Origin of the sequence: Synechococcus sp. 65AY6A5 (assembly GCF_002760415.1) — a bacterium.
Classification (GTDB): domain Bacteria; phylum Cyanobacteriota; class Cyanobacteriia; order Thermostichales; family Thermostichaceae; genus Thermostichus.
The window spans coordinates 1-25685 of record NZ_AXUW01000001.1 but is presented as its reverse complement, the minus strand read 5'-3'; the positions used below and the strand labels follow the sequence as shown (position 1 = coordinate 25685).

21 protein-coding genes, 1 other RNA gene and 2 pseudogenes are annotated in these 25685 nt (G+C 61.1%); 11 read left to right on the top strand and 13 right to left on the bottom strand.

The window, feature by feature from the left end:
- The first annotated feature begins 16 nt into the window (after nucleotides 1-16).
- Nucleotides 17-1612 carry a copper resistance protein CopC gene (locus SYN65AY6A5_RS00110; RefSeq protein ID WP_099883679.1) on the top strand — a complete coding sequence of 532 codons (1596 nt, stop codon included), beginning with the start codon at nucleotides 17-19 and terminating at the stop codon, nucleotides 1610-1612.
- Here the strand turns inward: SYN65AY6A5_RS00110 and SYN65AY6A5_RS00105 are convergent.
- Complete coding sequence (locus SYN65AY6A5_RS00105; RefSeq protein WP_099812867.1) at nucleotides 1609-4467, bottom strand: serine/threonine-protein kinase; 2859 nt, start codon at nucleotides 4465-4467, stop codon at nucleotides 1609-1611. The genes SYN65AY6A5_RS00110 and SYN65AY6A5_RS00105 overlap by 4 nt on opposite strands.
- Nucleotides 4468-4551: 84 nt before the next feature.
- A complete protein-coding gene (locus SYN65AY6A5_RS00100) occupies nucleotides 4552-4950 on the bottom strand; it encodes a DUF4346 domain-containing protein (protein ID WP_099812866.1) in 399 nt (132 codons plus the stop codon).
- Between the two features lie 238 nt (nucleotides 4951-5188).
- On the opposite strand from SYN65AY6A5_RS00100, the gene SYN65AY6A5_RS00095 reads away from it, so the two are divergent.
- The 6 genes from SYN65AY6A5_RS00095 (at nucleotide 5189) to SYN65AY6A5_RS00070 (ending at nucleotide 12906) form a co-directional block, all read left to right on the top strand.
- Nucleotides 5189-6223, top strand: coding sequence for a two-component system response regulator (locus tag SYN65AY6A5_RS00095; RefSeq protein ID WP_099812865.1), 1035 nt, complete (start codon nucleotides 5189-5191; stop codon nucleotides 6221-6223).
- Nucleotides 6224-6261: 38 nt separating this feature from the next.
- Nucleotides 6262-6579: a YlxR family protein gene (locus SYN65AY6A5_RS00090; protein ID WP_099812864.1), complete on the top strand. Its 318-nt coding sequence runs from the start codon at nucleotides 6262-6264 to the stop codon at nucleotides 6577-6579.
- A 388-nt stretch (nucleotides 6580-6967) separates the two neighbouring features.
- Complete coding sequence (infB, locus tag SYN65AY6A5_RS00085) at nucleotides 6968-10063, top strand: translation initiation factor IF-2 (RefSeq protein WP_099812863.1); 3096 nt, start codon at nucleotides 6968-6970, stop codon at nucleotides 10061-10063.
- A 102-nt stretch (nucleotides 10064-10165) separates the two neighbouring features.
- Nucleotides 10166-11995, top strand: coding sequence for a proline--tRNA ligase (locus SYN65AY6A5_RS00080; protein ID WP_099834783.1), 1830 nt, complete (start codon nucleotides 10166-10168; stop codon nucleotides 11993-11995).
- 21 nt (nucleotides 11996-12016) lie between these two features.
- Nucleotides 12017-12634 (top strand): hypothetical protein, encoded by a 618-nt coding sequence (locus SYN65AY6A5_RS00075; protein ID WP_099812861.1) that lies wholly within the window; start codon nucleotides 12017-12019, stop codon nucleotides 12632-12634.
- On the top strand, nucleotides 12631-12906 hold the full coding sequence (locus SYN65AY6A5_RS00070; RefSeq protein ID WP_011431141.1) for a hypothetical protein: 276 nt from the start codon (nucleotides 12631-12633) through the stop codon (nucleotides 12904-12906). The genes SYN65AY6A5_RS00075 and SYN65AY6A5_RS00070 overlap by 4 nt, the downstream gene beginning before the upstream one ends.
- Nucleotides 12907-13002: 96 nt before the next feature.
- Here SYN65AY6A5_RS00070 and SYN65AY6A5_RS00065 read toward each other — a convergent pair whose 3' ends face one another.
- The 3 genes and pseudogenes from SYN65AY6A5_RS00065 to SYN65AY6A5_RS00055 all read right to left on the bottom strand — a co-directional run bounded on the left by SYN65AY6A5_RS00065 (nucleotide 13003) and on the right by SYN65AY6A5_RS00055 (nucleotide 15270).
- Entirely contained in the window at nucleotides 13003-14049 is a 1047-nt protein-coding gene (locus SYN65AY6A5_RS00065) for a hypothetical protein (protein WP_228375300.1), read from the bottom strand.
- Nucleotides 14050-14343: 294 nt separating this feature from the next.
- Nucleotides 14344-14727, bottom strand: a pseudogene (locus SYN65AY6A5_RS00060) (transposase); the annotation flags it as partial.
- Nucleotides 14728-14844: 117 nt separating this feature from the next.
- Nucleotides 14845-15270, bottom strand: coding sequence for a hypothetical protein (locus SYN65AY6A5_RS00055; protein WP_187147158.1), 426 nt, complete (start codon nucleotides 15268-15270; stop codon nucleotides 14845-14847).
- Nucleotides 15271-15512: 242 nt separating this feature from the next.
- Between SYN65AY6A5_RS00055 and SYN65AY6A5_RS14610 the strand changes: the two genes are divergently transcribed.
- Entirely contained in the window at nucleotides 15513-15647 is a 135-nt protein-coding gene (locus SYN65AY6A5_RS14610) for a hypothetical protein (protein WP_255322487.1), read from the top strand.
- Nucleotides 15648-16013: 366 nt separating this feature from the next.
- Here SYN65AY6A5_RS14610 and tkt read toward each other — a convergent pair whose 3' ends face one another.
- Complete coding sequence (tkt, locus tag SYN65AY6A5_RS00050) at nucleotides 16014-18014, bottom strand: transketolase (protein WP_099812860.1); 2001 nt, start codon at nucleotides 18012-18014, stop codon at nucleotides 16014-16016.
- Nucleotides 18015-18425: 411 nt separating this feature from the next.
- On the opposite strand from tkt, the gene lipA reads away from it, so the two are divergent.
- Entirely contained in the window at nucleotides 18426-19316 is an 891-nt protein-coding gene (gene lipA, locus SYN65AY6A5_RS00045; protein ID WP_011431147.1) for a lipoyl synthase, read from the top strand.
- Nucleotides 19317-19448: 132 nt separating this feature from the next.
- Nucleotides 19449-19900: RNase P RNA component class A (rnpB, locus tag SYN65AY6A5_RS00040), an RNA gene on the top strand.
- Nucleotides 19901-19949: 49 nt separating this feature from the next.
- Here the strand turns inward: rnpB and SYN65AY6A5_RS00035 are convergent.
- Nucleotides 19950-20618, bottom strand: coding sequence for a TetR/AcrR family transcriptional regulator (locus SYN65AY6A5_RS00035; RefSeq protein ID WP_099812859.1), 669 nt, complete (start codon nucleotides 20616-20618; stop codon nucleotides 19950-19952).
- Between the two features lie 319 nt (nucleotides 20619-20937).
- Here SYN65AY6A5_RS00035 and SYN65AY6A5_RS00030 point away from each other — a divergent pair, with 319 nt between their 5' ends.
- A complete protein-coding gene (locus SYN65AY6A5_RS00030; RefSeq protein WP_011431149.1) occupies nucleotides 20938-21831 on the top strand; it encodes a fatty acid desaturase in 894 nt (297 codons plus the stop codon).
- 331 nt (nucleotides 21832-22162) lie between these two features.
- On the opposite strand, the gene SYN65AY6A5_RS00025 is transcribed toward SYN65AY6A5_RS00030, so the two are convergent.
- The 6 genes and pseudogenes from SYN65AY6A5_RS00025 to SYN65AY6A5_RS14190 all read right to left on the bottom strand — a co-directional run.
- Nucleotides 22163-22408 (bottom strand): hypothetical protein, encoded by a 246-nt coding sequence (locus SYN65AY6A5_RS00025; RefSeq protein WP_240527823.1) that lies wholly within the window; start codon nucleotides 22406-22408, stop codon nucleotides 22163-22165.
- A gap of 182 nt (nucleotides 22409-22590) precedes the next feature.
- The gene (locus SYN65AY6A5_RS00020) at nucleotides 22591-22854 is read right to left on the bottom strand and encodes a response regulator transcription factor (protein ID WP_011431151.1); all 264 of its coding nucleotides are present in this window, start codon (nucleotides 22852-22854) and stop codon (nucleotides 22591-22593) included.
- Between the two features lie 150 nt (nucleotides 22855-23004).
- Nucleotides 23005-24264 (bottom strand): PAS domain-containing sensor histidine kinase, encoded by a 1260-nt coding sequence (locus tag SYN65AY6A5_RS00015; protein ID WP_011431152.1) that lies wholly within the window; start codon nucleotides 24262-24264, stop codon nucleotides 23005-23007.
- A gap of 80 nt (nucleotides 24265-24344) precedes the next feature.
- Nucleotides 24345-25109, bottom strand: coding sequence for an SDR family oxidoreductase (locus tag SYN65AY6A5_RS00010; protein WP_011431153.1), 765 nt, complete (start codon nucleotides 25107-25109; stop codon nucleotides 24345-24347).
- Nucleotides 25110-25288: 179 nt separating this feature from the next.
- Nucleotides 25289-25450, bottom strand: a complete 162-nt coding sequence (locus tag SYN65AY6A5_RS14195; protein WP_240527399.1) for a transposase — start codon at nucleotides 25448-25450, stop codon at nucleotides 25289-25291.
- A 31-nt stretch (nucleotides 25451-25481) separates the two neighbouring features.
- Nucleotides 25482-25685, bottom strand: a pseudogene (locus SYN65AY6A5_RS14190) (RNA-guided endonuclease TnpB family protein); the annotation flags it as partial.

The following is a 25685-nucleotide window of genomic DNA, read 5'->3' as shown; positions in this document are numbered from 1 at the left end:
CGGGTTTGCCGTTGGGATGATGTCTATCCTCTTCTGGATTCGGGTGGGTCTCTTGTGCGCCCTGCTGTGGGTGGGCGGGATCCGACCCGTTTTTGCCCACGCCAGCTTGCTCTCCACCTTTCCCGAAGATGGGGCGATGCTGCAGGAAGCCCCGGCGCAGGTGCGGCTGGTCTTCAATGAACCCGTGCAGCTCACGCAGCTCCAGGTGCTGGACAGCAACGGCCAGGTGCTGCCCCTGGAAAACTTGGTTAGCAGCGGCAACGCGCCCCAGGGAGATTTGCCTGCGGAGATGCCGGAGGGGGTTTACATCGTCAGTTGGCGGGCCATCTCTGCCGACTCTCATCCGGTAGGGGGCTCGTTTGTCTTCCTGGTGGGGGCGGCGGATCCGGAGCTGTTGCGAGCGGCGAGGGCAGCCCAAGCGGGGGATCCCTTCTATTGGCCGCTGGTGGGGGTGCGCTGGGGGATCTACCTGGGCAGCCTGTTTGTTGTCGGCGTGCTGGGCTGGTGGCGGCTGGTGCGGGGGCGGTCGGGCACTGCCGATGAAATAGAGCTCTCTGCTGAGGCCTGGGCTTTTGCTGCCGCCTGGCTCACCCTCAGCCTGACGCTGGTGGCTTTGGGTTTGCATTTGGCCCAGCTCTACCCCCACTTTGCCGGGCCAGAGCTGCTGAGCGTGCTCATCTCTCCCTACGGATGGGGCACAGGGCTGCGGCTGGTGGGGCTGGGGATCCTGATCTGGGCCTGCGAGGGCGGGCCCCGCTGGGCCAACGGCCTGGGGTCGGTGGCGGTGATAGGGTCGTTTTTGCCCATCGGCCATGCCCTCACCAGCGAGTATCCAGCAGGGACGATGGCCCTCTTGGGGCTGCACCTGGCCGGCTCGGCTTTTTGGTTGGGGGGGCTGTGGGGGGTGGAGCGCCTGTTGAGCCGATTGCGCCAGCGGGACGGAGTCCTTGAATGGACTTCCCAATCGGCAGGTGTCATCCAACGATTTTCCGATGTGGCCACCTGGGCTGTGCCGGGGCTGGTGCTGGCGGGAGTGGGGATGGGCGGGATCCACCGCGGCTGGGACTGGGAGCACCCCTACGGGCAGTACCTCTGGGCGAAGCTGTTGCTGGTGCTGATGATCGTGGGTTTGGGCGCCCACAACAAGTTGCGGCTGCTGCCGGCGTTGCGAGAGGGGGTTTGGTCGGCGGGCCGATCCCTGCGCCAAATTGTCCGCCTGGAGTTGGTGGGGCTAGTTCTGGTGCTGGCCTTGACCAGCTTTCTGGTGGCCCAAGCCCCTCCTGGCCAAGGAGCGGGACCGGCTTGCCAAGAGACATTGAGCTGGCCGGAAGGCAGCCTCCGCCTGCAGATCCTGCCCTGCCGCCCTGGCAACAACCGCATCCAAGTGGAAGTTAAGGGGATCCCCGCCCAGGAGCTGAGCCTGGAGTTTGACCTCCCCGCACGTGGGATCCCGCCTCTGCGCCGCCAGGCGCTGCCAAGAGAACCTGGCCAGTTTGAGGTGGAAGATGTCCTCTTGCCCTTAGCGGGAGAATGGCAGCTCAAGGTAAGGCTGCTGGTGAGCGACTTCGAGGAGCGACGGGAGCAAGTTAGGCTCAGGGTAGAGGATCGCTAAGAGCTGCCTAGGGAGTGAGTCTCTTCTTCCCAAAGGCGACCCTCGTATCCTTGCAACTGGAGAGCAGTTTGGAAGTCCTGACAGGCTCCTTGCCAGTCACCAACGGCAGCGCGGGCTAGGGCACGGTTGCAGTGGGCTTTGATGTGGCTGGGATCCCGTTCGAGAACCTGCGTGTAGTCGCGGATAGCTGCCGCAAAATCTCCCTGTTGGGCGTAGGCCCAGCCGCGGTTGTTCAAGGCCCAGAGGCGCGTCTGCGGATCTGGCTCCAGTTGCAGGAGCTGGGTGTAATCGGCCAGGGCCCTCTCTATTTCCCCCGCCTGATCCCAAAGGAGAGCCCGCCAGAGGAGGGCGTGGCGCTCCTGCGGGTTCAAGGCCAGGACCTGGGTGTAGTCGGCAATGGCCTGCTGCAGCCGGTTGGCCTGGCGGTGGAGATCCCCCCGCTGCCGGTAGGCCAGCGCCGCATCCGCCAGCCCCCAGTCGCGGTTGCAGCCTATGGCCCGGTCGAGATCAGCCAACGCTGCCTCCTCGTCTCCCAAGACTAGGTGTACCGCTGCCCGCAGGGCAAATCCCTGGGAAGCCTGCGGCTGCTCTTGGATCAAGGCCGTGAAATCGGCCAGCGCTCCCTGCCAGTCTTCCAGCCGCTGCCGCGCCATGCCCCGGTACAAGTGGATACGAGCCATCAGATCCAGCCCATGGGGGCCCCCCGGCTGGCCTGCCCACTGCAGCGCCTGGGAGAAATCCTCACAGGCTGCTGCCCAATCTTCTTGCTCAAAGTAGATCTGGCCGCGGTCGAAGTAGAGCTGCGGGTTGCGGGGATCCCGCTCCAGGGCAGCCGTGTAGTCCTGCAGGGCCGCCAAGGGATCCCCCAAAAGCCGGTGAACCTGCCCGCGGCTGCTGCGGGCGCCGACATCGCTGGCATCTAAAGCAATGGCCTGATTCAAGTCTGCCAGAGCCGCTTCCAGGTGACCCAGCTCCAGATGGGCAATCCCACGCTTGAGGTAGGCCTTGGCCAGCCGGGGATCCAACTCCAGGGCGCGGTTGAAGTCGGCCAAAGCGCCTGCCGGATCCCCCAACCCCTGGCGGGCCAGCCCCCGGTAGAAATGGGCTAGCGCCAGGGCAGGATTAAGGCGGAGCGCCTGTTCGCAGTCAGCCAGCGCTGCCTCCAGGGCGTTGCTGCCCAGGTAGGCTATAGCCCGCTGCAGATAGAGCTCCGCTTGAGCTGCCGCCACGGCTCCCGAAGGCTCCTCCCCCTGCGTAGCCCTCAGCGCAATGGCCTGGGAAAAATCAGTAATGGCCCCTTGCAGATCCCCCAACGCCTGCCGGGCTAGACCGCGGCGGTAACAGGCCTTGGGGTGGCCGGGATCCAACTGCAGCGCCTGGGTGTAGTCTTCAATGGCTCCCTGAAAGTCCAGCAACTGCGCCCGTGCTACGCCCCGGTTGAAATAAGCTTCCGTATCTTGGGGATCCCGTCGGAGGACCTCGGAAAAATCGGCTACAGCCCCTTGCGCATCTCCCAACTGGCCGCGCACTACGCCGCGGTTAAAGTAGGCCCGTACTTCCTCGGGGTTGAGCTCAAGGGCGCGGGAATAGTCCTCGATGGCTTGCTGCGGCTGATCGAGCTGCCGGTAGGCATTGCCGCGGCTGTAGTAGGCCAGGGCCCAGTGAGGGTCGAGACGGAGGGCGTGCGTGTAATCAGCAACTGCTCCCTCATAGTTCCCCAGCCGATAGCGAGCGATGCCGCGGTTGAAATAGGTGCGGGCATCTCCTCCCCCCAGTTGGATGGCGCGGGTGAAATCTTCCACCGCTCCTGCCCAGTCGCCAGTTTTGTAGCGGACGCTGCCCCGCTGGCTGTGGGCGCGGCCATTCTGGGGATCCAGTTGGATGGCGAACGTGTAGTCGGCAATCGCCCCCTGCAGATCCCCTTGGCGAGCTTTTTCCTGGCCGCGGGTTACCAAGCGCATCGCCAAGAGTTGATCCACCGAAAGCTGGGAAAGAGCAGGCGCTACACCTTCGGGGGGGGTAGGCAGGAGAGGCCGCAGCGCCTCCATCACCTCAGCCGCCGACTGGAAGCGCTCCTGCCAGCGGGGACAGATCATGCGATCTACAATCTCGGCCAGCTCCTTGCTAACTGGCACCAGATCCCGCCAAAGCAGCTGGCCGGTGCGGGGATCGTCCCGGATCTTGGTGGGGGGACGGCCAGTCAACGCTTGGATGGCCAGCACCCCCACCGAGTAGATATCGCTGCAGGGTTGGGGCTTGCCGCCAAGCTGTTCTGGGGCTATGTAGCCCACCGAGCCGATTACCGTCGCCACCTGGGTTTGACCGGGGGCGTGGCTAACCAATCTCCCCACCTCCTTCACCGCCCCAAAGTCAATCAACACCAACTTGCCGTCGAAGTCGCGGCGCATCAGGTTGGCCGGCTTGATGTCCCGGTGCAGGATCTGGTGGGCGTGGACATGGCGCAGGATCTCGAGAACTTCCCACAGGAGTTGCACGACCTCTGGCTCGCTGAGCGGCTTGCCGTCTACCAGCTCGTGGGTGAGGTCGTGCCCGGCAATGAACTCCTCGACTAAATAGAACTCCTGATCCTGCTCGAAGTGGGCCAAGAGGCGAGGTACCCGGTCGTAGTTGTTGAGCCGGTTGAGAACCTTGGCCTCCCGTTCCAACAGCTTGCGCGCCGTGGCCAGGGTGTAGGGATCCGTCGAGAGCGGGCGCAGGCGCTTGACCACGCAGGGAGTGTTGAAAGTGTCGCGATCCACCGCCTTGTAGGTAACCCCAAACCCTCCTTGCCCCAGAAGGCCGAGGATTTCGTAGCGTCCCCGCAGAATGGCTCCCGGCTTAACCTTGTCGTCCATGGCCGAGCTTGCCCTGCAGTGATCTTGGTCACGGCAAGCTGGCTCGATTCTGCCATAGGCTGGCCTCCTGCAGCGAGCTTGGTCTTAGTCCTGCACGTACTCTTCGCCAGAGAGCAGGGCCGCCTCTGCCTTCTGAAACTCCCGCCCCAGGTAGGCGGCGTGGCTGAGCTGAGAGACGACCTTTTCGCTTTCTTTTTCAAAAATCTGGACGCACAACTCTTTGGCCGTCCGGCCAACGTACACCCGCTGCGGGGAGCGATTGACCGGCCCCCGCGCGGGGATCACCGCTCCAGTCTCCGGGTCGGTGGCCAGCCCCCGCTCGTTGATCACAGTGCTGTAGTACTTAGCGCAAATGAGCTGCTGCTGCCGATCCACATAGATGACAAAGTAGCCTGCCGGGTCTAGCTCCAGGGATCGGCGGGAAAGCTGGTCATCGATGCGGCGCACCTGCTCCTGCAGAGACTCAGAGGAAAAAGACGGCATGGTAAAGTCAAAACGGGTGCCAAAAACGTAGCCAAGACTACCTCCATTATCCCCATTGTGGCCGAGGAATGGGATCCCTAGCGAGGGAATTGCGACAGAAAAAATCCCCTTATTTACCCGTGTTTTAAGGGATTGGCGGCGGCTTGAGGCCCTGGCAAGTTCAGTGGAAAGGCGGATGCTTGCAATTGGGAGCTGAAATTACGGTGGAAGCGGTGAGCTAGGAGTAGTCTCTACCAAGATGCAATCCGCCCAAGCTGAGAGGCCCGTGAGGGTTGGGATCCCTGAGATAGCACCTTTTGGAGAGCAGGAGCCGGCGGGCCATCTCCTCATCGTGGACGATCAGCCCCACAGTCGCCTGTTGCTGGGGGATCTGTTGGAGAGCATTGGTTATCGCGTCAGCGAGGCGGAAAACGGCCAGCAAGCCCTGCAGATGCTGCCAAGCTTGCAGCCGGATCTGGTCCTGTTGGATGTGATGATGCCGGGGTTGGACGGATTCGAGGTCTGTCGGCGCATCAAGGCTGATGAAGAGACACGCCTGATCCCGGTGGTGTTGATTGCAGCGGCCAGCGACCGCAAAAATCGCCTGCGCGGGATTGAGGCGGGGGCAGACGACTTCTTGAGCAAGCCCTTTGACGAGTCCGAGTTGCTGGCGCGGGTGCGCTCCCTCGTTCGCCAGAAGCATCTCAATGAAGACTTGGATCATGCCGCCCAGGTTTTATTTGCCATTGCCCGCAGTGTAGAAAGCCGGGATCCGACCACCGGGGATCACTGCGAGCGGCTGGCAGCCCTGGCCAAGAGCTTTGGCGAGTTTCTCCAGCTACCCCGTCCCCTGATCAAGGTGCTGACCTGGGGAGGTTACCTGCACGACATCGGCAAAGTGGGCATACCCGACGCCATCTTGGGCAAAACGGGCAAGCACACGCCGGAAGAGTGGGAGGTGATGAAATCCCACGTCCTAATTGGAGAGGAAATCTGCCGCCCCTTGCGCACCATGAGGGATGTGCTGCCCCTTATCCGCCACCACCACGAGCGCTGGGACGGCAGCGGCTATCCCGACGGCCTCAAGGGAGAAGCAATCCCCCTGGTGGCCCGCGTCTTTCAGATTGTCGACATCTACGACGCCCTTACCTCGGAGCGGCCCTACAAGCGAGCCTTCACTGTCCAGGAGGCCATGGACATCCTGCGGCAAGAAACGACCAAGGGCTGGCGGGATCCCTACTTGGTGGAGCGTTTCTTTGAGTTTCTCAGGTCGCGGCTGCCCCATTTGGAGTAGACTGGACTAGTTCCCGTGCTTCAGCGAGATGGCGTCTTTTGGCAGGGGCAGATCCGCTACGTCGCTGTGTCGGCTGTCGCCAACTGTTTCCCCGCTCCCAGTTGTGGCGGCTGGTTAGGCAATACGACACTCACCAGGTGCTTTTGGATCAGGGCATGGGGCGTTCTGCCTACCTCTGTCGCCGCCTCGAATGTCTGCGGGCGGCCCGGCGTAAGCACCAGATGAGCAGAGCCCTCAAGGCAGCAGTGCCCGACTCGCTGTGGCAACTGCTGGAGCAGCAACTGCTGCGCGATTCTGAGGCCCAGAGCCCCCCGGAAACATCAGCCCCGGGGGCAAGCGCTTTAGACAAAACCTAGGCAGCTCCAGAATTGGCCAAGTTAAGATATTGAAACACCTTTTCAGGTTCATCCAGTCGCGAACTACACGGCAGCCCCTCTCAACTGTCAGAATGAGGACTGGCTGCGGCCAACCTGTATGAGCCGCAGAAAGGTTATTCTAAAAAGCACTGTTGATGTTGGTTTCTTCCCCGGTTGTCCTAGCTTTATGTCCCCTGCGGATGTTTCCAAAGTAGCTTCGGACTTGGATTCCCTCCAGTCCGCGCTCTTGGAGGATCGCCGAGATGCTCTCGCTGTGCCGAAGGAAGTGGCCACACACCCAACAGGTTCAGTCCCATCTGGCGATTTGGATCGTATTAACTTGGGTTGTAAAACTGACAAGGAGCAAGGAGCAGAGGCTAGCAGACGAATGACCGATAAAGTCCGACTTTACGAGATTGCCCGCGAAATGGGATGTGACAATCGCGAGGTGCTGGAGGTTTGTGAGCAGTTGGGGATCCCTTTCAAAAGCCATAGCAGCACCATTTCTCCAGAGCAAGCCGAGTTGGTGCGCAGCAAACTGAGTGAACCTCGCGTTGTGAAACCGACTCGTCCCCGGCTCCGGCCCAAGCTGCAACCTGAGAGCTCTCAACCGCAGCCTCCCGTCGAAGCCAAAGCAAGTGAGCGCCCTCAGCACATTGTCGGCATTCGCCGGCCCGCTCCTGCTCAGCAGCAAGCTGCTGCTGGTGAGGCCAGTTCTTCCAAGCCTTCGCCGCAGCGACCCGACCAGCTCTCCTCTGAAAAAGGGGCTGCCGGTGGCAGCCTCGAATTGATAGGCCCGCCGCGGCGGCAAGTCGATCCGCCTGCGCGCCCGGCTGCCCAGGAGCCGCAGCCGGCAGCTGCTTCTACTCGCCCTGAGGCTGCCGCCAAAGCCGGCAGCCCCGAACCTAGCCCTGCTCCGGCGGCCAAGCGACCGACAGTGCTCCCCCCCCCTCGACGAGCCGCCTCTGGGCCCGAGCCGCCGCAACGGGCCCCTGAATCCCGTCGCCCTGGCCTTGCGGAGGCGCCCTCCCCCAGCGGCGCTCGTACCTCTCCTCCTGTCGAGGAAAAGGTTTCTCTCCCTCAAGCTGAACAGCGCCCGCGTCCGCAATTGGTGGGCGCGCCTGTCCGCCCTGGCACTCGTCCCGAGCCGCGCTCGCCGGTGGCCAAGAAGGAAGAGAGCTCCGACAGCGGCAAAGCTGACGAGGCTCCTCGTCCGCAGCGGCGGCTGGAATTGGTAGGGCCTCCTACCCGTCCTGTGGCTAAGCCTCTTCCCCCTGAGCCGGATGCTTCCCCTCGCTTGCCAGAAGGGATCCCTGAGGAACGCCCCACGCCGGTGTTGGCCGAAGCTCCCGTGCGGCCTGCTGCGCCCAAACTCAAGCGCAAGACGGTGGAAGAAGAGGACGAGGAACTACAAGCCCTCGAACGACGGGCCGGCCGCACCCAGGCCAAGCGCAAACGCAGCCGCAGAAGAGAGGAAGGAGACGGAGACGTTCTGGATTTGGATCCCTTGACCGTCCTCTCCAGCGTCAAGCAGGCGGAGCTGAACGCGCTCAAACCCTTGGCGCGCCCCACCGCCAAGCCCCCCTCCTATCGTCCGCCCGCGGCAGCAGCTCGCCCTCGCCCGGCTGCTGAGCGCCCCCAGCGGCCCTCGGCCTCCGCCGAAGCTACTGCTCCTGAGGCCGCAGCAGAATCCTTGCCAGAAGAGAAGGTATTGCTCCTGGAGGGCAGCCTCACCGTGCAAGAATTGGCCCGCCGCCTGCGGGTAGCCGAAACCGAGATCATCAAAACCCTCTTCTTTAAAGGAGTGAGGGTGACCATCAACCAGGTTTTGGACGAGTCGCTGGCCGAGTCGGTGGCCAAAGAGTTGGGCTACGAAGTACGTCGGCCCGAGGCAGAGCCCAAAGCCAAGAAAACCGAGATCCTCGATCTGGAGGACATCGACCATCTGGTGCCACGTCCGCCGGTGGTGACCATCATGGGCCACGTGGATCACGGCAAAACCACTCTGCTCGATGCCATCCGCCACACCAATGTGGCCCAGCGAGAAGCCGGCGGGATCACCCAGCGCATCGGCGCTTACCACGTGGACGTGGACTTCGAAGGCCAGAAGCGGCGCATTGTTTTCCTGGATACTCCCGGCCACCAGGCCTTTACCGCCATGCGCGCTCGCGGCGCCCGCGTCACCGACATTGCCGTTTTGGTGGTGGCTGCCGACGACGGGGTGCAGCCGCAGACGCTGGAGGCCCTCAGCCACGCTCGCGCAGCCCAGGTGCCGATCATCGTGGCCATCAACAAGATCGACAAGCCCGGCAGCCAGCCGGAGCGCGTCAAGCAGCAGTTGGCAGAGCACGGGCTGTTGCCGGAGGAGTGGGGCGGCGACACGCCCATGGTGGAGGTGAGCGCCCTCACTCGCCGCAACCTGGACGCGCTGCTGGAGATGATCCTGTTGGTGGCCGATGTGGCGGAGCTGCAGGCCAACCCCAACCGGCCTGCCCGCGGCACCGTGATCGAAGCCCACCTGGACAAGGCTCGCGGCCCGGTGGCTACTCTGTTGGTGCAAAACGGTACCCTGCGGGTGGGCGATACCCTGGTGGCCGGCGCCGTCTTGGGCCGGGTCAAGGCGATGATGGACGACCGCGGCCAACGGCTGCAGGAAGCGGGGCCCTCTTCGGCGGTGCAACTGTTGGGCCTGGAGGAGGTGCCCGCAGCGGGGGATGAGTTCCAGGTGTACGCCGACGAGAAAGAAGCCCGGCGGATTGCCGAGGAGCGAGCGGAAGCCCTGCGGCAAGCCCGTCTGCAACAGGCGCTGCTGTCGCGGCGGGTGAGTTTGGGCAGCATCTCTGCCAAGGCCCAGGAAGGCCAGCTCAAGGAGTTGAACTTGATCATCAAGACGGACGTGCAGGGATCCGCCGAGGCCATCCAGACGGCGCTGCAGGATCTGCCGCAAGAAGAAGTGCGCTTGCGAGTGCTTCTAGCAGCTCCTGGGGAGATCACCGAGACTGACGTGGATCTGGCAGCAGCCAGCGACGCCATTATTCTGGGTTTCAACACCAGCTTCGCCCCCGGCGCGCGGCAGGCTGCCGACGACAAGGGGGTGGATGTGCGCGAATACGACATCATCTACAACTTGCTGGACGATCTGCGGGCAGCGATGGAGGGCCTGCTGGAGCCGGAGGAGGTGGAGGAGCCGCTGGGCCAGGCGGAAGTGCGCAAAGTCATCCCCATCAGCCGCGGTGCGGTTGCCGGCAGCTACGTGCTCTCCGGCAAGGTGCAGCGCAACGCTCTGGTGCGGGTTCGCCGCAAAGGGGAGGTGGTCTACCAGGGCCGTCTCGATTCTCTGAAGCGCTTCAAGGACGACGTGCGGGAGGTGGCCGCCGGTTTCGAGTGCGGGATCGGCATCGAGAAGTTCGATGCCTGGCAAGAAGGGGACCTTATCGAGGTCTACCAGATGGTTACCAAGCGGCGGACGCTGGCTCCTGCCTAGTTAATTTGGGTGGCCTAGCGTCGCAGGGATCCCAGTCCAGGGGATCTAGGAGGGAGGATTTGCTCCAGAACAACGGAAGCAGTTGCTAAGTGGAGGGGAGGGATGCAACGGAGCCAGAGATTGAGTCAGATGTTGTTTGTAACCCTGCGGGAGGATCCTGCCGAAGCAGAACTGATCAGCCACAAGCTGCTGCTGCGGGGCGGCTTTATCCGGCGGCTCTCCCCGGGGATCTACACCTATTTGCCGCTCCTCTGGCGGGTTTTGCAAAAGATCTCGGACATCGTCCGGGAGGAGATGAACGCCATCGGCGCTCAGGAGTGTCTGCTGCCCCAGTTGCAGCCAGCCGAGATCTGGCGGGAGTCGGGCCGCTGGGACGTGTACACCCAAGCGGAAGGGATCATGTTCGCCCTCAAAGACCGACAGGGGCGCGAGCAGGCCCTGGGCCCTACCCACGAAGAGGTGATTACCCTGCTGGCCCGGGATCTCATTCGCTCCTATCGCCAGTTGCCGCAAATTCTCTATCAAATCCAGACCAAGTTCCGCGACGAGATTCGACCCCGCTTTGGCCTGCTGCGCGGGCGGGAATTCCTCATGAAAGACGCCTACTCCTTCCACGCCAACGAAGAGAGCCTGCGCCAGACCTACCAGGACATGTACCGGGCCTACGGCCGCATCCTGCGCCGCTGCGGGCTGGAGTTCCGCGTGGTGGAGGCCGACGCCGGCGCCATCGGGGGGCCATCGGCAGCCTCGCAGGAGTTTATGGTGTTGGCCTCTGCCGGAGAAGACGAGATCCTCTACACTCCTGATGGCTCCTATGCCGCCAATGTGGAGAAGGCCGTCTCCCTTCCGCCGCCAGCAGCAGACTCCCCCTACACCACCTTCCAGGTTCTGGACACGCCGGGAACGGAAACCATCGAGAAGCTGGCCAATTTCTTGAAGATCTCCCCCACTCTGATTGTCAAAAACGTCCTCTACCAAGCCCTTTACGACAACGGCCTACGGGTGGTGGTGCTGCTGAGCATCCGCGGCGATCAAGAAGTCAATGAGGTGAAGCTGGCCAACCACCTCAACCGTCTGGCGGAGCGCTACCAAGCCAACAAGTTGCTCAAGCTCACCTTGGCGGATGCGGAGATCCAAAAAAGCTGGCAAGGGGATCCGATCCCCGTGGGCTACATCGCGCCCGACCTGCCGGATAGCTGCCTGGGCCGGCAGAAAAACCTGGCCCCTCAGATCCTGCGCCTGGCCGACCAGACGGCAGCCCTGCTGAAAAACTTTGTAACCGGCAGCAACCAGGTGGGGCGGCACGTAGTGGGGGCCAACTGGGGCGAGCAGTACCCCCTGGCGGAGGTGGTGGACGTGCGCAAAGCGCAAGCCGGGGATCGCTGTCTGCTCAACCCCGACCAGATTCTGGAAACCGCCCGCGGCATTGAGATCGGCCATATTTTCCAGTTGGGCCTCAAGTTTTCGCTGCCGATGCGGGCCAGCTTTACCGACGAGCAGGGATCCGAGCAGCCCCTGTGGATGGGCTGCTACGGCATTGGGGTATCGCGCCTGGCCCAGGCGGCGGTGGAACAGTCCCACGATGCCAATGGGATCATCTGGCCGGTGGCGATCGCCCCTTATCACGTGGTGGTGGTGGTGCCCAACGTCTCCGACCCAGAGCAGACGAAGGTGGCGGAAAAATTGGTGCAGGAACTGGCTGCTGCCGGCATCGAGACCCTCTGGGACGACCGGGACGAGCGGGCCGGCGTCAAGTTCAAAGATGCGGATCTCATCGGGATCCCTTACCGCCTTACCACCGGGCGCAGCCTTAAGCAAGGCAAGGTGGAATTGGCCGAGCGGGCCACCGGCCAAGCGGTAGAAATTCCCATTGAGGAAGTGGTGGCTACCCTCAAAGAGCGGATTGCTGCCGCTCTGGCTGTGCCAGATTGAGCAGGGCTTTTGTCGTAACCAATGCTGAACCTCTCTCTTCTCAAGGAAGACGAATCCTATACTTTTCGCTCTTATTTTGAGATGCCCTACGAGCCAGAGGAAATCCTGGCTCAGTTTAGCTACCGTCTGGAGATAGGAGAGTGGACATGGCCCGTTGCCCCTGCCCCACCCCAAACCCCAGCTCTGAAAAACCGGATCCGACAATTGTTGCCTTTGGTCAGCCTCACCAGCGAGACAGCCCGCCGAGAGCTGCTGGTGGCCCCTGTGCTGACGGAAGTGGCTCTTCACTGTCGAGTTCCTTTGCGGCTGGAATATCCCCTGATGGTCAACAATTGGCTCAAGGGCAGCCTTGATTATCTCTTGCGGGGCAAGAACATCCTGCTGGTGGTTGAAGCCAAAAAGGACGATCTGACGCGGGCTTTTGTCCAAATGGCGGTGGAGATGATCGCCCTGGCCCAGGTGGAGCCGCAAGCGCAGATCTACGGCGCTGTTACCATTGGATCTATCTGGCAGTTCGGGCAGATCCTTGGGGATCCGCGGACAATCCGACAAGACTTGACTTTGTACCGAGTACCGGAAGATCTGGAGAGCGTTGCCGGCATCCTCACGGCCATGGTAGGGGATCCCAGCCAACCATGAAACCCAAAACCCTCTGGTTTGCCCTGCAATTGATGGTGGCCGCTGCCGGGATCAGCGCGGCCATCAAATATGGCGGCCCCTACTTGGCCTTGCCGGAGACCCTGCCGGTGATCCTGGCCATGATCGTCTCGCCCGCCCTGGTCATGGCCGGGATCCTGTGGCGCTGGCAACAGCGGTCTTCTCTCTCCCCAACCCGCGCTCAAGACCGCCAGGGATCCCCGCCAACTGCAAACTCTGAGAATCCAAAAATCTCTCAGCCGCCTTTCCATTGACCCTCACCCCCAGCCCCTCTCCCTCTGGGAGAGGGGAGCTTGGGCGCCACTGCCAGGCCGGCAGGGCGACACTCTCAGTCCAGCCAAGGGGACAGGCTACTGCTGGGTGAGGCGCAAGGTTACCGTCGGGCTGGTTTGGTTGCCGGAAGTGGCCGTGAGATTGATCTGATACACCGTGCCGGAGGCCGGAATGGGCGGCCGCACCGTAACGGTGAAGCGGCCCTGGGCATCGGCTTGCACAGTTTGGTTGGTCACCGTCTGTTGGGCGCTGATGATGCCCCCCAGCGAGGTCGAAGCCGTTACATTCACCCGCACCGAAGCGTTGGGAGCCGTCGTGCCCTGCAGCGTAAAGGAAGAGCCGGAAACCCGATCCCCATCGCGCAGGTTGGTGATCTGGGGCAGCAGGCTGGAGAGGCTGATCGTCGCGGCAACCTCTTGGGTGGCGAGCCGCTGGATACCACCGGCGGCCCCCTCGATCAGGCGGGCGGGCTGTTCTGCGGTCATAAAGCGCACCTGGCCGCCGTTTTCCAGGCGAGCGATGACGATCCCTTCGCGGGTGGCATCTTTTGGCTCGATCAGGGCGTTGACCACATAGGTGCCGCTGGAAACTTCCTGAGCCGGCAGGGTTTGCACCTGCCGCCCGTCCTGGACAAGGTAAACGGTTACCCGGCTGGAAGGAGTGCCTTTGACGGTTACCAGCAGGATCTCGCCCGCCGCCAAGGGGCGATTGCCGGCGTTGTGATCCACCAGGTCGATAGAGGCGCGGACGGGGTTACCCACGGTGAAGCTCCAGGTCACGCGGCGGGTCACCCCCTGGGTATTGGTGAACTCCAGCAGGACTTCCCGCCGTCCCGGCGGTAGCGGCTGCGAGGGACGGTAGGTGAAGAAATCCCGGGTAATCACCGACTCGGCAGTAACATCTTTGCCATCCACAAAAACCCGCACCGTCTCCGGACGCACGCTGACCCCATCTTGGCTGCGAAAAGAAGCCGAGATTGGCGAGGTGGGCTCCACATTGGTGGCCGCTTGAGCCGGGCTGGGATCCGTAATTTGTTGAGCCCTTGCCGGCAGGCCCGACAACCCCACCACCGCAGCGCCCATCACCAAGGCACGGGGAAACCAAGAATACAAGTTATCGCTCATGAGACCATCCAAAAAAAGTAAAAGTAAAGGACACTTCACTTAGGTTACAGGCGAGTAGCTCAAAGGCAGAGCAAAGTCTACAAGAACATCGACCTGGACATCCTGTTTGCATCCTGTCATAGGGGTCGATTGCTGTCGATACGCCTAAACCTCGGGTTGGCTCTCCAACAGACCCAGCTCCAACGTCAGATTCGAGTAAGGTTGACTGCCATGTAAACTACCCGGCTCCGACCGCCCCCCTTCCAGCCCCCAACCCCCGTATACGGGGGCAGGGGGGCGGGGGGATTGAGGGGGGTACGAAGCGGGCTTTTGGTAGCCCTGCAGTTGGCAAGCCAACCACGGGCCCCCCTCTTGTCCCCCCGCATGCGGGGGGATGTAGGGGGGCTGGTTTACAGCAACCCCCAAAAGTGCAATCCCGTTGGCACCGTTAAAATCTGCATCCCCTTCCCAACCACAGAGCGGGTTCACACAACGAAAATGCTTCCCTTCCCGTTGCTCAATCCAAAAACACTGGTGGCAGGTCTGCGAGCTGTAGGCAGGTGGCACCACCACAACCTGGATCCCTGCTCTCGCTGCCTTGTAGTGCACAAACTGCCTCAGTTGATAGAACGCCCAACTATTGGACCGCCGACGCTCGGTTTTGCTGCGCGGCGGTCGGTGGCTACGTTCCCGGATCCCCCCGCCCCCCAGTCCCCCCGTGTACGGGGGGATATAGGGGGATGCGGCGTTCATCTTCGCAAAGTTTAGAACCCGGTCGGGATCCCAAAGGCTATCTTTTGCCCGTTCAAGCTGGCATCAATTCACGAAAATAGCGCCTGTCTCTTGTAAATCGAGACAATGGTCGCCGGAGACATCGTTGACCAGGCGCACCTCTACGGTGATTACATTCAAGGGATCCACGCTCACCCGGTAGCCCACTGGGGACAACATCGGCGTGTTGATGGCCATGCAGTTGGGGATCGGCAGGTTGCTCAGACGCAGCGTTTCTCCCGGCGGAAGTTCCGACACCTTCTGGCGCGGATCGGTAAAGCCGTATTCCAGAGGCAGGCCGGTGCGATTGTGGATCACCAGCTCAGCAGGCAGGTTGGGGTTGAAGCGGGCCACCGGGCGATCGAAGACCAATTGATCCACACCCACCGGCAGGCGAGGCAGCGGCACTGTCCGAAAGGCAGGCTGAGCGACAGCACGGTGTCCACCCACCCAGGCTGACAAAGCGACCATGATCAAGCCGAGTCTTTTGCTTCCTTTCGCGTACCTCATGCCTCTGCCTCAGAATGCGCCTTGAAATTGGGATCCCCTTCCTTGCCTGCTTGTATTGTTCCCAAAAAGGGCTGGCCGGGCCAGGTGGTCGCTGTTTTTTCAAGGGTACGCCTCAGCAAGCTCCCCTTCCAGCTACCGCAGCACCGCACGGCAGAAATTCCGGGGGAGAAGGTTAAATTAGAGTTAACGGGGCATAAAGAGGCATGGCTATGCCAGAAAAACTGGAAAAACCGGAGAAAAACTACTCCTGGAAGGGCAGTGCCAACGCAGGCCGGGTACTGACGATTTTGGCCGTCGTGGGGGGAGCGGTGATTTTGCTGGCGGGCTTCCTGCAGTAGGCCGAGCTGTCAGATCCTCAGTTGCTCCAGGAACATCAGCATGTCGCCAGAAGCCAACGTTTTCCTTTCAAGGCGGGGGTGGAAAGGGTTAGCTTTCCAGAGGAAAGCGGATCTGGGGTCGTTTTAAACAAAGTTATGAAACTATGAAACAACTTTCTCGCTCCCCTCTCCCACAAGGGGAAAGGAGGTGGGGGGGAGGGGGCAAGGGTCTTAACCTTGTTTGAAACAACTGCAATGTTTTGCAAGTCCTGCTGAACAAGTTGTCAGCCTTCGCTAAGTCTTGTCAAGTTGTGCCACCATTGGGCAGCAAAAAAGACCCAGCAGAGAAGGGATCCCTGCTGGGTTTAGGCCGGAGGAGCAGAAACCTTAGCTTAGGAGACGGCGCGCGGTATTGAGCACATTCTCCACCGTGAAGCCGAACTTCTCCATGCACACGGGGCCGGGGGCAGAAGCGCCGAAGCGGTCGATGCCGATGGCCACCCCCTCAAAGCCCAGGTACTTGTGCCAGCCAAAGGTGGATCCCGCCTCGACGGAGACGCGCTTGGTGACCTTGGGGGGCAAGACCTCGTCGCGGTAGCTCTGGGGCTGGGCCTCAAATAGCTCCATGCAGGGCATGGAGACCACCCGTACCGCCCGGCCTTCCTGCTGCAGTTGGGCAGCGGCCTTCACCGCCAGCTCCAGCTCTGAGCCGGTGGCGATTAGGATCAGTTCTGGGTTGGGAGTATCCACCACTACATAGGCCCCCTTGGCCACCCCCTCAATGGAGGTGCCTTCCACGGGGTTAACCGCCTGCCGGGTAAACACCAGCACCGAAGGGGTGGAGGTGGACTCAAGGGCTACTTGGTAGGCTCCCACCGTCTCGCGGGCATCAGCGGGGCGGATGACGTAGAGGTTGGGGATGGCCCGCAGGGAAGCCAGCGTCTCAATGGGCTGGTGGGTGGGGCCGTCTTCTCCCAGGGCAATGGAGTCGTGGGTCATAATATGGAGCACCCGCGCCCGCGAGAGGGCCGACAGGCGAATGGCCGGCCGCATGTAGTCGCTGAAGACCAAGAAGGTGGCGTCGTAGGGAATGAGGCCGCCGTGCAGGGCTATGCCGTTGGCAATCGCCCCCATACCGTGTTCCCGTACGCCAAAGCGGAAGTTGCGCCCATGATAGGAGCCGGCCTGGAACTCCGGGATCCCCTTTAAATAGGTCATGTTGGAGTGGGCCAGATCGGCGGATCCGCCCAGCAGCTCTGGCACCGCCTTGGCCAAAGCATTGAGACAAAACTTGGAGAGGTTGCGGGTGGATTCTTTGCCGGTTTCGGCAATGGGAGCCAACGCTTCTTTCCAGCCTGCGGGCAGCTCCCCGGCCATGATGCGCTTGAATTCGGCGGCCTCTTCCGGGTAGGCCTTCTCGTAGGCGGCAAAGCGCTCGTTCCACTCCGCCTCGGCCTTGGCCCCCTTATCGATGGCCTGGCGGAAGTGGGCCAGCACCTCGTCGGGAATGTAGAACTCCGGCTCCAGCGGCCAGCCCAGACTTTGTTTGGTGAGTTTCACCTCCTCTGGCCCCAGCGGCGCCCCGTGGACGCTCTCCGTGCCGGCTTTGTTGGGGGATCCGTAGCCGATGGTGGTCTCGACAATGATCAAGGAAGGCTTGTCGGTAACTTCTTTAGCTTTCTGGATAGCGGCGGCAATTCCCTTCAGGTCGTGGTTGCCATCTTCCACTTTTTGCACATGCCACCCGTAGGCCTCGTAGCGCTTGCCCACATCTTCGGTAAAGGCAATTTCCGTGCTGCCGTCGATGGAGATGTGGTTGCTGTCGTAGAGCATGATCAGCTTGCCCAGCTTGAGGTGGCCGGCCAGCGAGGCCGCTTCCGAGGCCACCCCCTCCATGTTGCAGCCGTCGCCCAAGATCACATAAGTGTAGTGATCCACAATGGTGTGACCGGGCTTGTTGAAACGGGCGGCCAAGTGGGCCTCGGCAATGGCCAGCCCAACGGCGTTGCCCACCCCCTGCCCCAGCGGTCCGGTGGTTACCTCCACACCGGGGGTTTCAAAGTTTTCCGGGTGGCCGGGGGTTTTGGATCCCCACTGGCGAAACTGCTTGATGTCCTCTAGGCTCACATCAAAGCCGGTCAGGTGCAGCAGAGCATACTGCAGCATGCAGCCGTGGCCTGCCGAGAGGACAAAGCGATCCCGATCCACCCATTTGGGGTTGCGGGGATTGAACTTCAGGAACTGCTGCCAAAGCACATAGGCCATGGGTGCTGCCCCCATTGGCAGGCCGGGGTGACCCGAGTTGGCTTTCTGAACAGCATCCACCGCCAAAAAACGAATCGTGTTGATGGCAAGTTGTTCCAGAGAGGGAGGAGCAGCAACAACCATGTGGGGATCCCTATCGCTCGACATTCGCTTTCCAGTATGCCTTGACACGCCCACCGCCTAAAGGCGGGGGATTCTCGTCAAGGCGCTGTCAAGATGCCTCTAGACAGTTCCTTGAGGCAAGGCCCCAAGGTTCTGCTGGCTTGTCTGGGCAGGTTGGCTGAGACGTTGGCATTTCCCGGACGCTTGCCACCGGTTGGGTTTTTCACCGTGACTAGGGGCTCGCCTGAGAACGGTACGCCTCGGTGACAACTATACCATTGGCGAGCAGCTAAAGTTTGCTTCGCCTTTAAGGGCGGGGCTACTGAGCTATCCTTTTTCGGGCTTTGGCCACCGAGCCCGGTCTCGGCTGGGCAATAATGACAGGCTAAGCTGAGAGATACGCTTGCCGCCATTTCTGGTTGGAGGGTTTCATTGAGCGCTGTTTCTTCGCCTAGCGGCAAACCTCCCTGGCTGCGGGCCAAAGCCCCCCAGCGGGCCGGATCCGTCCAGCAACTGCTGCGGGACTTGGGCCTGAATACCGTTTGCGAGGAGGCTTCCTGTCCCAACCTAGGGGAGTGCTTTGCCAACGGCACCGCCACCTTTTTAATCATGGGCCCGGCCTGTACCCGCGCCTGCCCCTACTGCGATATCGACTTCACCAAACGGCCTCCGCCTTTGGATCCCACTGAGCCGCTGCGGGTGGCCACAGCGGTGCAACGGCTAGGGCTACGCCATGCGGTGATTACCTCGGTGAATCGGGACGACCTCCCCGATGGGGGAGCCAGCCAGTTTGTTGCTTGCATTACCGAAATCCGCTGCCGCATGCCCCAGACAACCATCGAGGTCTTGATCCCAGATCTGTGCGGCAACTGGCAGGCCTTGGAGCAAATTCTCGCCGCCCGCCCGACGGTGCTCAACCACAACACGGAAACCGTGCCCCGCCTCTACCGGCGAGTGCGCCCCCAGGGGAACTACGAGCGTTCCCTGCGGCTTTTGGAACTGGCGCGGCAATGGGATCCCGGCCTCTACACCAAGTCGGGGGTGATGCTGGGCTTGGGAGAGACCGCCGAGGAGATTTTGCAGATAATGCAAGATCTACGCCGGGTAGGCTGCGACATCCTCACTCTTGGCCAATACCTTCCTCCCAGCCCCAAACACCTGCCGGTGGAGCGCTACGTGCCCCCAGAGGAGTTTGACCACTGGCGACAGGTGGGGGAAGAGTTGGGCTTTTTGCAGGTGGTGTCCTCCCCGCTTACCCGCAGCTCCTACCATGCCGAGGCTGTCCAAGAGCTGATGCAGCGCTTTCCTCGACCAGGAACGTAGACCTAGGGGGATGGAGTCCCTGCGGAGCAGGAACAGCGGGGTCAGCTTTGCAGGCCGGCTGGCCAGCAACGCGGAGCCTAGGCGCAGAGAGATTTTCTGCGCTGGGGGGATGCGCTAGGATTGAAATGAAGAGATAGGAGGGGCAGGCGGTCGCGTCCTCGCTGCCGCCACCAGGCAGCAGGATGAGGAAAGTCCGGGCTTTCAGAAGAACACACCGCTGGGGAAAGCCCAGTGCGGGAAACCGCGAGGATAGTGCCACAGAAACATACCGCCGATGGCTGGGATCCCAGCACAGGTAAGGGTGCAAAGGTGGGGTAAGAGCCCACCAGCAGCGTCGTGAGGCGCTGGCTCGGTAAACCCCGGTGGAAAGCAAGGCCGCAGCCGCAGGACTATGGCTGTTCTTCGCCCCTGTCGGCTGCACCGAGGTCACGGTACTCAGCCAAGCGGTTGGGGGAGGGTGGTCTCGGTGGTGGTGAGCCGCTAGAGGGTGATGGCAACATCACTCCCAGAGAGATGACCGCCAGTGCTGGCTGCTCCTTGGAGCACCCCACTACAGAACCCGGCTTACAACCTCCTCATCTCTTCTTCTTTTTTTGGGATTGCCTCCTTCCAACCCCGAGAGAGTCTTTTGCACTAGGTTTCCTTCATGCCCCTCAAGGCTGCCATCCACAGCTTTACGCAGGCGTAGAGGAGAGGGGGAGTGCTGCTGTTGTTGTCATAAGTGCCCTTGTCCGCTGGGTCGGAGGAGGGCTGGTCGCCGTCGCCAGCAGGCAAGCCAGCGGTAACGGCTAATACAGCCGTCCCCAAAATCATCAGATGGAGAACTCCAGCAGCTGCGTGAAGGCACCCAGAGTCGACGGCTTGTAGCTCCGGGCTAGGGAGCTGCTGGAGGTAGTGGGCTAGCTGCTCTTGGGCCTGCAGGAAGCCTGCTCTCAAGGCGCGGCGATGCTCCTCGGAGTAGAAGCCTGCTTCTCCCACCAACGAGCGCACCAGCTCAGGGTTATTAGCTAGAGCTTGGAAGCAGGTTTGGACATAGCGGAGGAGAATGGCTTGTAGCTCAGAGCCCCGGAAGGTAGTGGGGTCTGCTGGGAGGGGTAAGTCGGCAATGCCGGAGAAAACTCCCAGCTCAGCAAATACAGCCAGGAGCAGCCCCTGCTTGCTGCCAAAGTGACGAAACAGGGTTACTTCATGAACGCCGGCCAAGTCTGCAATTTGACGGGTGGTGGTCTGAGTGATGCCCTGGCGGACGAAGAGGTCTCGAGCCGCGTTCAGCAGCCTTTGCCGGGAAGAAGGACGTGCCATGGTAGGTGATGGGGTAAGGAGTCAAGAGAAGGCGCTCAAGGTAGTGGCAATCTGCAAGCAGCACTTGCATTTGAGGTGAAATATCGTTAAGCTTAGCCTCAGGCGAGATCAAACCTGCTGCCTTTCTGCTCTCTCATAGCGGCTCTCACTGCTGAAGCTTGCTTGGCCAGGCCTTTGGGGATCCCGGCTTGCCTTTCAGGGACATGAGCTCGTTGTAAGCTAAGCCAGGGATGCGGTGGCCTATGCATGAGAAGCAACTTTGCGAGGAGGTATTTGATCCTGCGCTGCCCTTACTCCTTTTCTGAGGTTTTGCTGGTTCATGGCCGTTTCCCTTCCCACCCAATCGCTGGACAATCCCAACCGTTTTGCTTCGCTAGCTCAGCCTGAGCCCCAAAAGTCTTTTCGGTTTGCCTGGGAATTTGTTCTTTTTTTCGTTGTTTTTCACGCCCTCGCTTTAGTGGGCGGCATCGTTTGCTTTTCCTGGCCAGCCTTGGGGGTGGCCCTATTGCTTCACTGGTGCTTCGGCAGCTTGGGCATCTGCCTGGGGTATCATCGTCTGCTTAGCCATCGCAGCTTCCAAGTGCCCAAGTGGCTGGAATATGTCTTTGCTACCTTCGGTGCTCTCGCCATCCAGGGGGGGCCGATCTTTTGGGTGGCCGGCCATCGTCAGCATCACGCTTTTACTGAAGACGAAGAGCGGGATCCCTACTCTGCTCGCAAGGGCTTTTGGTGGAGCCACATGCTCTGGCTCATTTACCAACGGGAAGAGTTTTTTAACCGTGAGAAGTATTCTGCCTTTGCGCCGGATTTGGCTCGGGATCCTTTTTATCGCTGGCTAGACAAGTATGGGCTGCTGCTGCAACTGCCGCTGGCTGGAGTGCTTTACCTGCTCGGCGGTTGGCCGTTCGTTATCTACGGCATCTTCGTGCGGACAGTGCTGCTGCTGCACTGCACCTGGTTGATCAACTCTGCCAGCCACTTCTGGGGCTACCGGACTTTCGAGAGCGACGACAATGCCCGTAACCTTTGGTGGGCGGCTCTCCTCACCTACGGTGAAGGCTGGCACAACAACCATCACGCCGACCCGAAGTGCGTGAAAGCAGGTTTGCGCTGGTGGGAAATTGACATGACCTACTGGGTCATTTGGGTGTTGGCAAGACTGGGTTTGGCTCGTAAGTTGCACTTGCCTGCTCAAAGTCAGCCAACTCGCTAAACAGTCTCTGCCTCAGAGCTTCTAGAACCATCGACAGAGTTACCCCCGTCGTACGGGCAATTCCTGCTAAGACAGTTCGTTGTGCTGCTCGGCGGATCCCTCTCCCTTTTTTGGGAGAGGGGTTAAGGGTGAGGGGCCTGTATGCGCTAGCGCGAGCTCGTTAGCGGCGCAGAGCGCTCAAGGTCTGTCTCGACTTGGTTTGGAGCGGCTGCCCAGTTATCGGTTCCAGTTGGGAGGTGGGTCGGTATCGCCCTGCGGGGAGGTGGTAGTGCTCACCAAACAACCCAAAGGTCTGGCGTTCCGGTAATCCCTCTTCGGCAATGCAGGAGGGCTAGTCCTGTAACGGGCTGTACTGCCATGTCCCGTAGTGGTCAAGAACGCGCTGAACTTGCTCTGGGTCAGCGTCGGCCTCTTGGCGAATTTGCAGCGCCTCGATTTGGCTATCGGAGTAGCGAAAGATGGAGTCTTTTCTGCATTCCAGCTCTGCTTCCACCCCTGGAATGCAGGCCAGATGGGCAGCCACCTCTCGATAAACCATCAGGGGCATGGAATCATAACGAACAGCGTAGCGTTTCAACTCAGCAAGGCTCACGATAGGCAAGGAAAGGAGAAACTAGGGATCCAGGTAACAAACAGCTTCACCACAACGGCCAATGACATCTTGCGAATGTCTCGCTACTTTTGAGGTAAAAAAGCCCTGCTCTGCATTTAATTGCCTGCCAAAACAAAGAGGGGGCAGAGAGAGTCTCCGAGATGTGGCTAAGCAATTTTGTCGTTGGCCAACGTACAGCAATTGACCTGATCTAGGCAAACTTTTCCCCATTGCAAGGCCCAGCGCACCAAAGCGACGCGATTTGACGTTCGCGTCTTGCTCAGAATATTGCTGATGTGATTGTCAACAGTGCGCTTGCTAATCTCTAAGCGCTCTGCAATGTCCTGATTGGTCAGGCCCGCTGCGATTAACTCGAGAACCTGCAGCTCACGCTCCGACAACAAATCAGCGGAATGATAGTCTGCGCCCATTCCGAATGCCCAGTGTACAAACTGTAAGGATTACCTAGACCAATTCTAGGGGATCCCCTCCAACATGGATAGCCCCGCCGGAGGAAAATCTGGGGCAGTTCTCAGGTCGAAGGGCTTGGTGATGTTGATGGGAGCGCTTCTGGGCAGCTTTCACAGGGCATCGGCGTGTTTCCGGGGCAGCTCCACCTGCACCCACAGCCCACCTGCTTGCGGGTGATTGCGCAGACGGATTGTACCCCCGTGTAGTTCCACGATTTGCCGCACGATCGCCAGCCCCAGGCCGGTGCCGCCTTTGCTGCGGGCCCGCGCCGCGTCGGTGCGGTAAAAGGGTTGAAAGACCAGCTCAAATTGATCCTCCGGCAGGCCAGGGCCATGGTCGTACACCTCCAGCCGCACTTGCGATTCCTGTTCCGACAGGGCCACGTGAATGGGGGAGTCGGTTCCGCCATATTTGATGGCGTTGTCCAAGAGGTTAAGGACGAGGCGGTAGAGGCGCTGTTCATCTCCCCAGAGATAGAGCTGGGAGGGGCCGCTTAGATCCAGTTCCTGCTGGCGGGGCTTGGCCAGCGGTTCCAGGCTCTGCCAGGCTTCGCGCACCAAGCTTGCCAGATCCACCCAGCGCCATTGGGATCGCGATGCGGCCCCCAGGTTGAGGGCGCTCAGTTCCAGCAAGTCTTGCACCAACTGGCTGAGGCGCAGCGTCTCGTTCAGCAATCGTTCCACCCAAACTGCTTGCGCGGCATCGACGCGGCTGTGCAGGGTTTCCGCTAGCAGGCGAATCGAGGTGAGGGGGGTCTTCAGCTCGTGGGCCACATCCGAGGCCCAGCGATCCCGTTGTTGGGCCAGCAGAGTTGCCTCTAGGCGGTCTTCCAAGAAGATGGCCACGTGGGCCTGGGGCAGGGGCAGCCCCCAAGCCCGCAGCGGCACCGGTTTGTCCTCGCCCCCGGAAGGGTAGAAGATCCACTCGCGGCTCTGGATGGGAGCGGTAGCTTCCTGGCGGCGGGTGGCTTCGATAAGCTGATCCAACTCGTAGGAGCGCACCCACTCCAGCAGGAGCTTGATGCCTGGCTGCCACTGGCTGATGCGCAGCAGACGCTGGGCGGCAGGGTTACACTCCCAGACCACGTTGTTCTCGTCTACCCGCAGATATCCCCAGGGCAGGTGGTGGCTGAGATACCGCCAGTCCTGTAGGTATCGTTTTTGGCGGGCCCACTCCAGTTCTTGTTGGCGAAGGTGGTGGCTGAGCCGGCTGAGCATCTGTTCAGGCGAGCTGAGAGGCAGGGCCAGGTGCATCAGGGATCCCAACTGTTGCAATTGGCGGCCGAAGCGGCGCCGGCTCTGCCAGAGCAAAATCAGCGTGCCGAGTAGGCCGATGCCCAACCCAATGAGGATCCCGCTTTCCAGTCCCATGGGCCCACCCCCTTTGCCGCCATTGTCGCCCAGGCATGGGGGAGTGAATACCCAACAACGACGGATACGGCATCACATCCCTAGCGACGATGCACCATCGTCGTGCTGGCCTGGTCGGTGGGCAGCAGCAAGACTTCGCTCAGGTTGACGTGGGGGGGACGGGTAACGGCAAACAGCACCACCTCGGCCACATCCATCGCCGTCAGGGGGGTGAGGCCCCGGTAGACGGCTGCCGCCCGCTCGCGATCGCCGCGGAAGCGCACTTGGCTGAACTCGGTTTCCACCAAGCCGGGCTGGATCTCGGTGACGCGAATGGAGGTGCCCAGCAGATCCAGCTTCAGTCCCTCGGAGATGGCCCGCACGGCGGCCTTGGAAGCGCAATAGACGGCGCCGCCGGGGTAGGTCTGGCGACCGGCAATGGAGCCGATGTTGACCACATGGCCCCGGCCCCGCTCCACCATGCCGGGCAAGACGGCGCGGGTAACATACAGCAAGCCCTTGAGGTTGGTATCGATCATCTCCTCCCAATCTTGCACAGCCCCGCTGTGGAGCTTGTCCAAGCCGCGACTGAGGCCGGCGTTGTTGATCAAAATGTCGATTTCAGCCCAGGCCGGCGGCAAAGACTGGAACGCCTGCTGCACGGCTGCCCTATCTCGCACATCCAAAGTCAGCAAGTATGAGGAAGCACCGTAAGCCTGCTGCAACTCCGCGGCCAGCTCCTGTAGCCGCTCCTGACGGCGGGCCACCAGGATCAGCTTGGCTCCAGAACGGGCAAAAAGCGTGGCACAGGCTGCCCCGATGCCGCTGCTGGCGCCGGTGATGAGCACAATGGCGTTTTCAAGCATAGTCCGCAAGAGTTAAGGGGCTACCAAGGGGATCCGCAACTCGAACGGGCCCCCGGCTGAAGAGAGTATTCCAGCAGCTTAACGCAGGCATAGAGCGTATCCAAGTGACATCCTCTCCCGCTAAGCCCTGACGGGCCGTAGACGGGAGCTTCCGAGAATCACTTCCCGGAGTTGCTGCTTCAACGGACTGGTAAACCAGGATCCTCCACAGCCAGAGAGCGGCAGTCCCACCGCCCCCCTATATCCCCCCGTATACGGGGGGACCTGAGTCCTCGCTTCAAAATCTCGATAGCAGCGTTCAAGTCTCTGTCCCACGACCCGCAACGGGGGCAATCATGCACCCGTTCCGACAAGGTCTTGGGAACACGCTCCTCACAAACACAACAATATTTGGGACGTACCACGGGGATCCACTCTCAACACCTGTTTGCCGCGTTTGACCGCCACTGCTGTCAGAATGTCAAGAAATCGTCCCCAAGCCGCATCCAAAATCGATTTAGCCAACCGAGTCCGTGCCAGCCCTCGGACGTTGAGATCCTCCACCACCAACAGGTCGTATTGCCCCACCAGCCAGTG

Excerpts from the sequence above, each read along its gene's own strand:
- SYN65AY6A5_RS00110 (WP_099883679.1), top strand. The coding sequence starts at position 17 with ATGATGTCTATCCTCTTCTGGATTCGGGTGGGTCTCTTGTGCGCCCTG.
- SYN65AY6A5_RS00105 (WP_099812867.1), bottom strand. The coding sequence starts at position 4,467 with ATGGACGACAAGGTTAAGCCGGGAGCCATTCTGCGGGGACGCTACGAA.
- SYN65AY6A5_RS00100 (WP_099812866.1), bottom strand. The coding sequence starts at position 4,950 with ATGCCGTCTTTTTCCTCTGAGTCTCTGCAGGAGCAGGTGCGCCGCATC.
- SYN65AY6A5_RS00095 (WP_099812865.1), top strand. The coding sequence starts at position 5,189 with ATGCAATCCGCCCAAGCTGAGAGGCCCGTGAGGGTTGGGATCCCTGAG.
- infB (WP_099812863.1), top strand. The coding sequence starts at position 6,968 with ATGACCGATAAAGTCCGACTTTACGAGATTGCCCGCGAAATGGGATGT.
- SYN65AY6A5_RS00080 (WP_099834783.1), top strand. The coding sequence starts at position 10,166 with ATGCAACGGAGCCAGAGATTGAGTCAGATGTTGTTTGTAACCCTGCGG.
- SYN65AY6A5_RS00075 (WP_099812861.1), top strand. The coding sequence starts at position 12,017 with ATGCTGAACCTCTCTCTTCTCAAGGAAGACGAATCCTATACTTTTCGC.
- SYN65AY6A5_RS00070 (WP_011431141.1), top strand. The coding sequence starts at position 12,631 with ATGAAACCCAAAACCCTCTGGTTTGCCCTGCAATTGATGGTGGCCGCT.
- SYN65AY6A5_RS00065 (WP_228375300.1), bottom strand. The coding sequence starts at position 14,049 with ATGAGCGATAACTTGTATTCTTGGTTTCCCCGTGCCTTGGTGATGGGC.
- SYN65AY6A5_RS00055 (WP_187147158.1), bottom strand. The coding sequence starts at position 15,270 with ATGGTCGCTTTGTCAGCCTGGGTGGGTGGACACCGTGCTGTCGCTCAG.
- SYN65AY6A5_RS14610 (WP_255322487.1), top strand. The coding sequence starts at position 15,513 with ATGGCTATGCCAGAAAAACTGGAAAAACCGGAGAAAAACTACTCCTGG.
- tkt (WP_099812860.1), bottom strand. The coding sequence starts at position 18,014 with ATGGTTGTTGCTGCTCCTCCCTCTCTGGAACAACTTGCCATCAACACG.
- SYN65AY6A5_RS00035 (WP_099812859.1), bottom strand. The coding sequence starts at position 20,618 with ATGGCACGTCCTTCTTCCCGGCAAAGGCTGCTGAACGCGGCTCGAGAC.
- SYN65AY6A5_RS00030 (WP_011431149.1), top strand. The coding sequence starts at position 20,938 with ATGGCCGTTTCCCTTCCCACCCAATCGCTGGACAATCCCAACCGTTTT.
- SYN65AY6A5_RS00020 (WP_011431151.1), bottom strand. The coding sequence starts at position 22,854 with ATGGGCGCAGACTATCATTCCGCTGATTTGTTGTCGGAGCGTGAGCTG.
- SYN65AY6A5_RS00015 (WP_011431152.1), bottom strand. The coding sequence starts at position 24,264 with ATGGGACTGGAAAGCGGGATCCTCATTGGGTTGGGCATCGGCCTACTC.
- SYN65AY6A5_RS00010 (WP_011431153.1), bottom strand. The coding sequence starts at position 25,109 with ATGCTTGAAAACGCCATTGTGCTCATCACCGGCGCCAGCAGCGGCATC.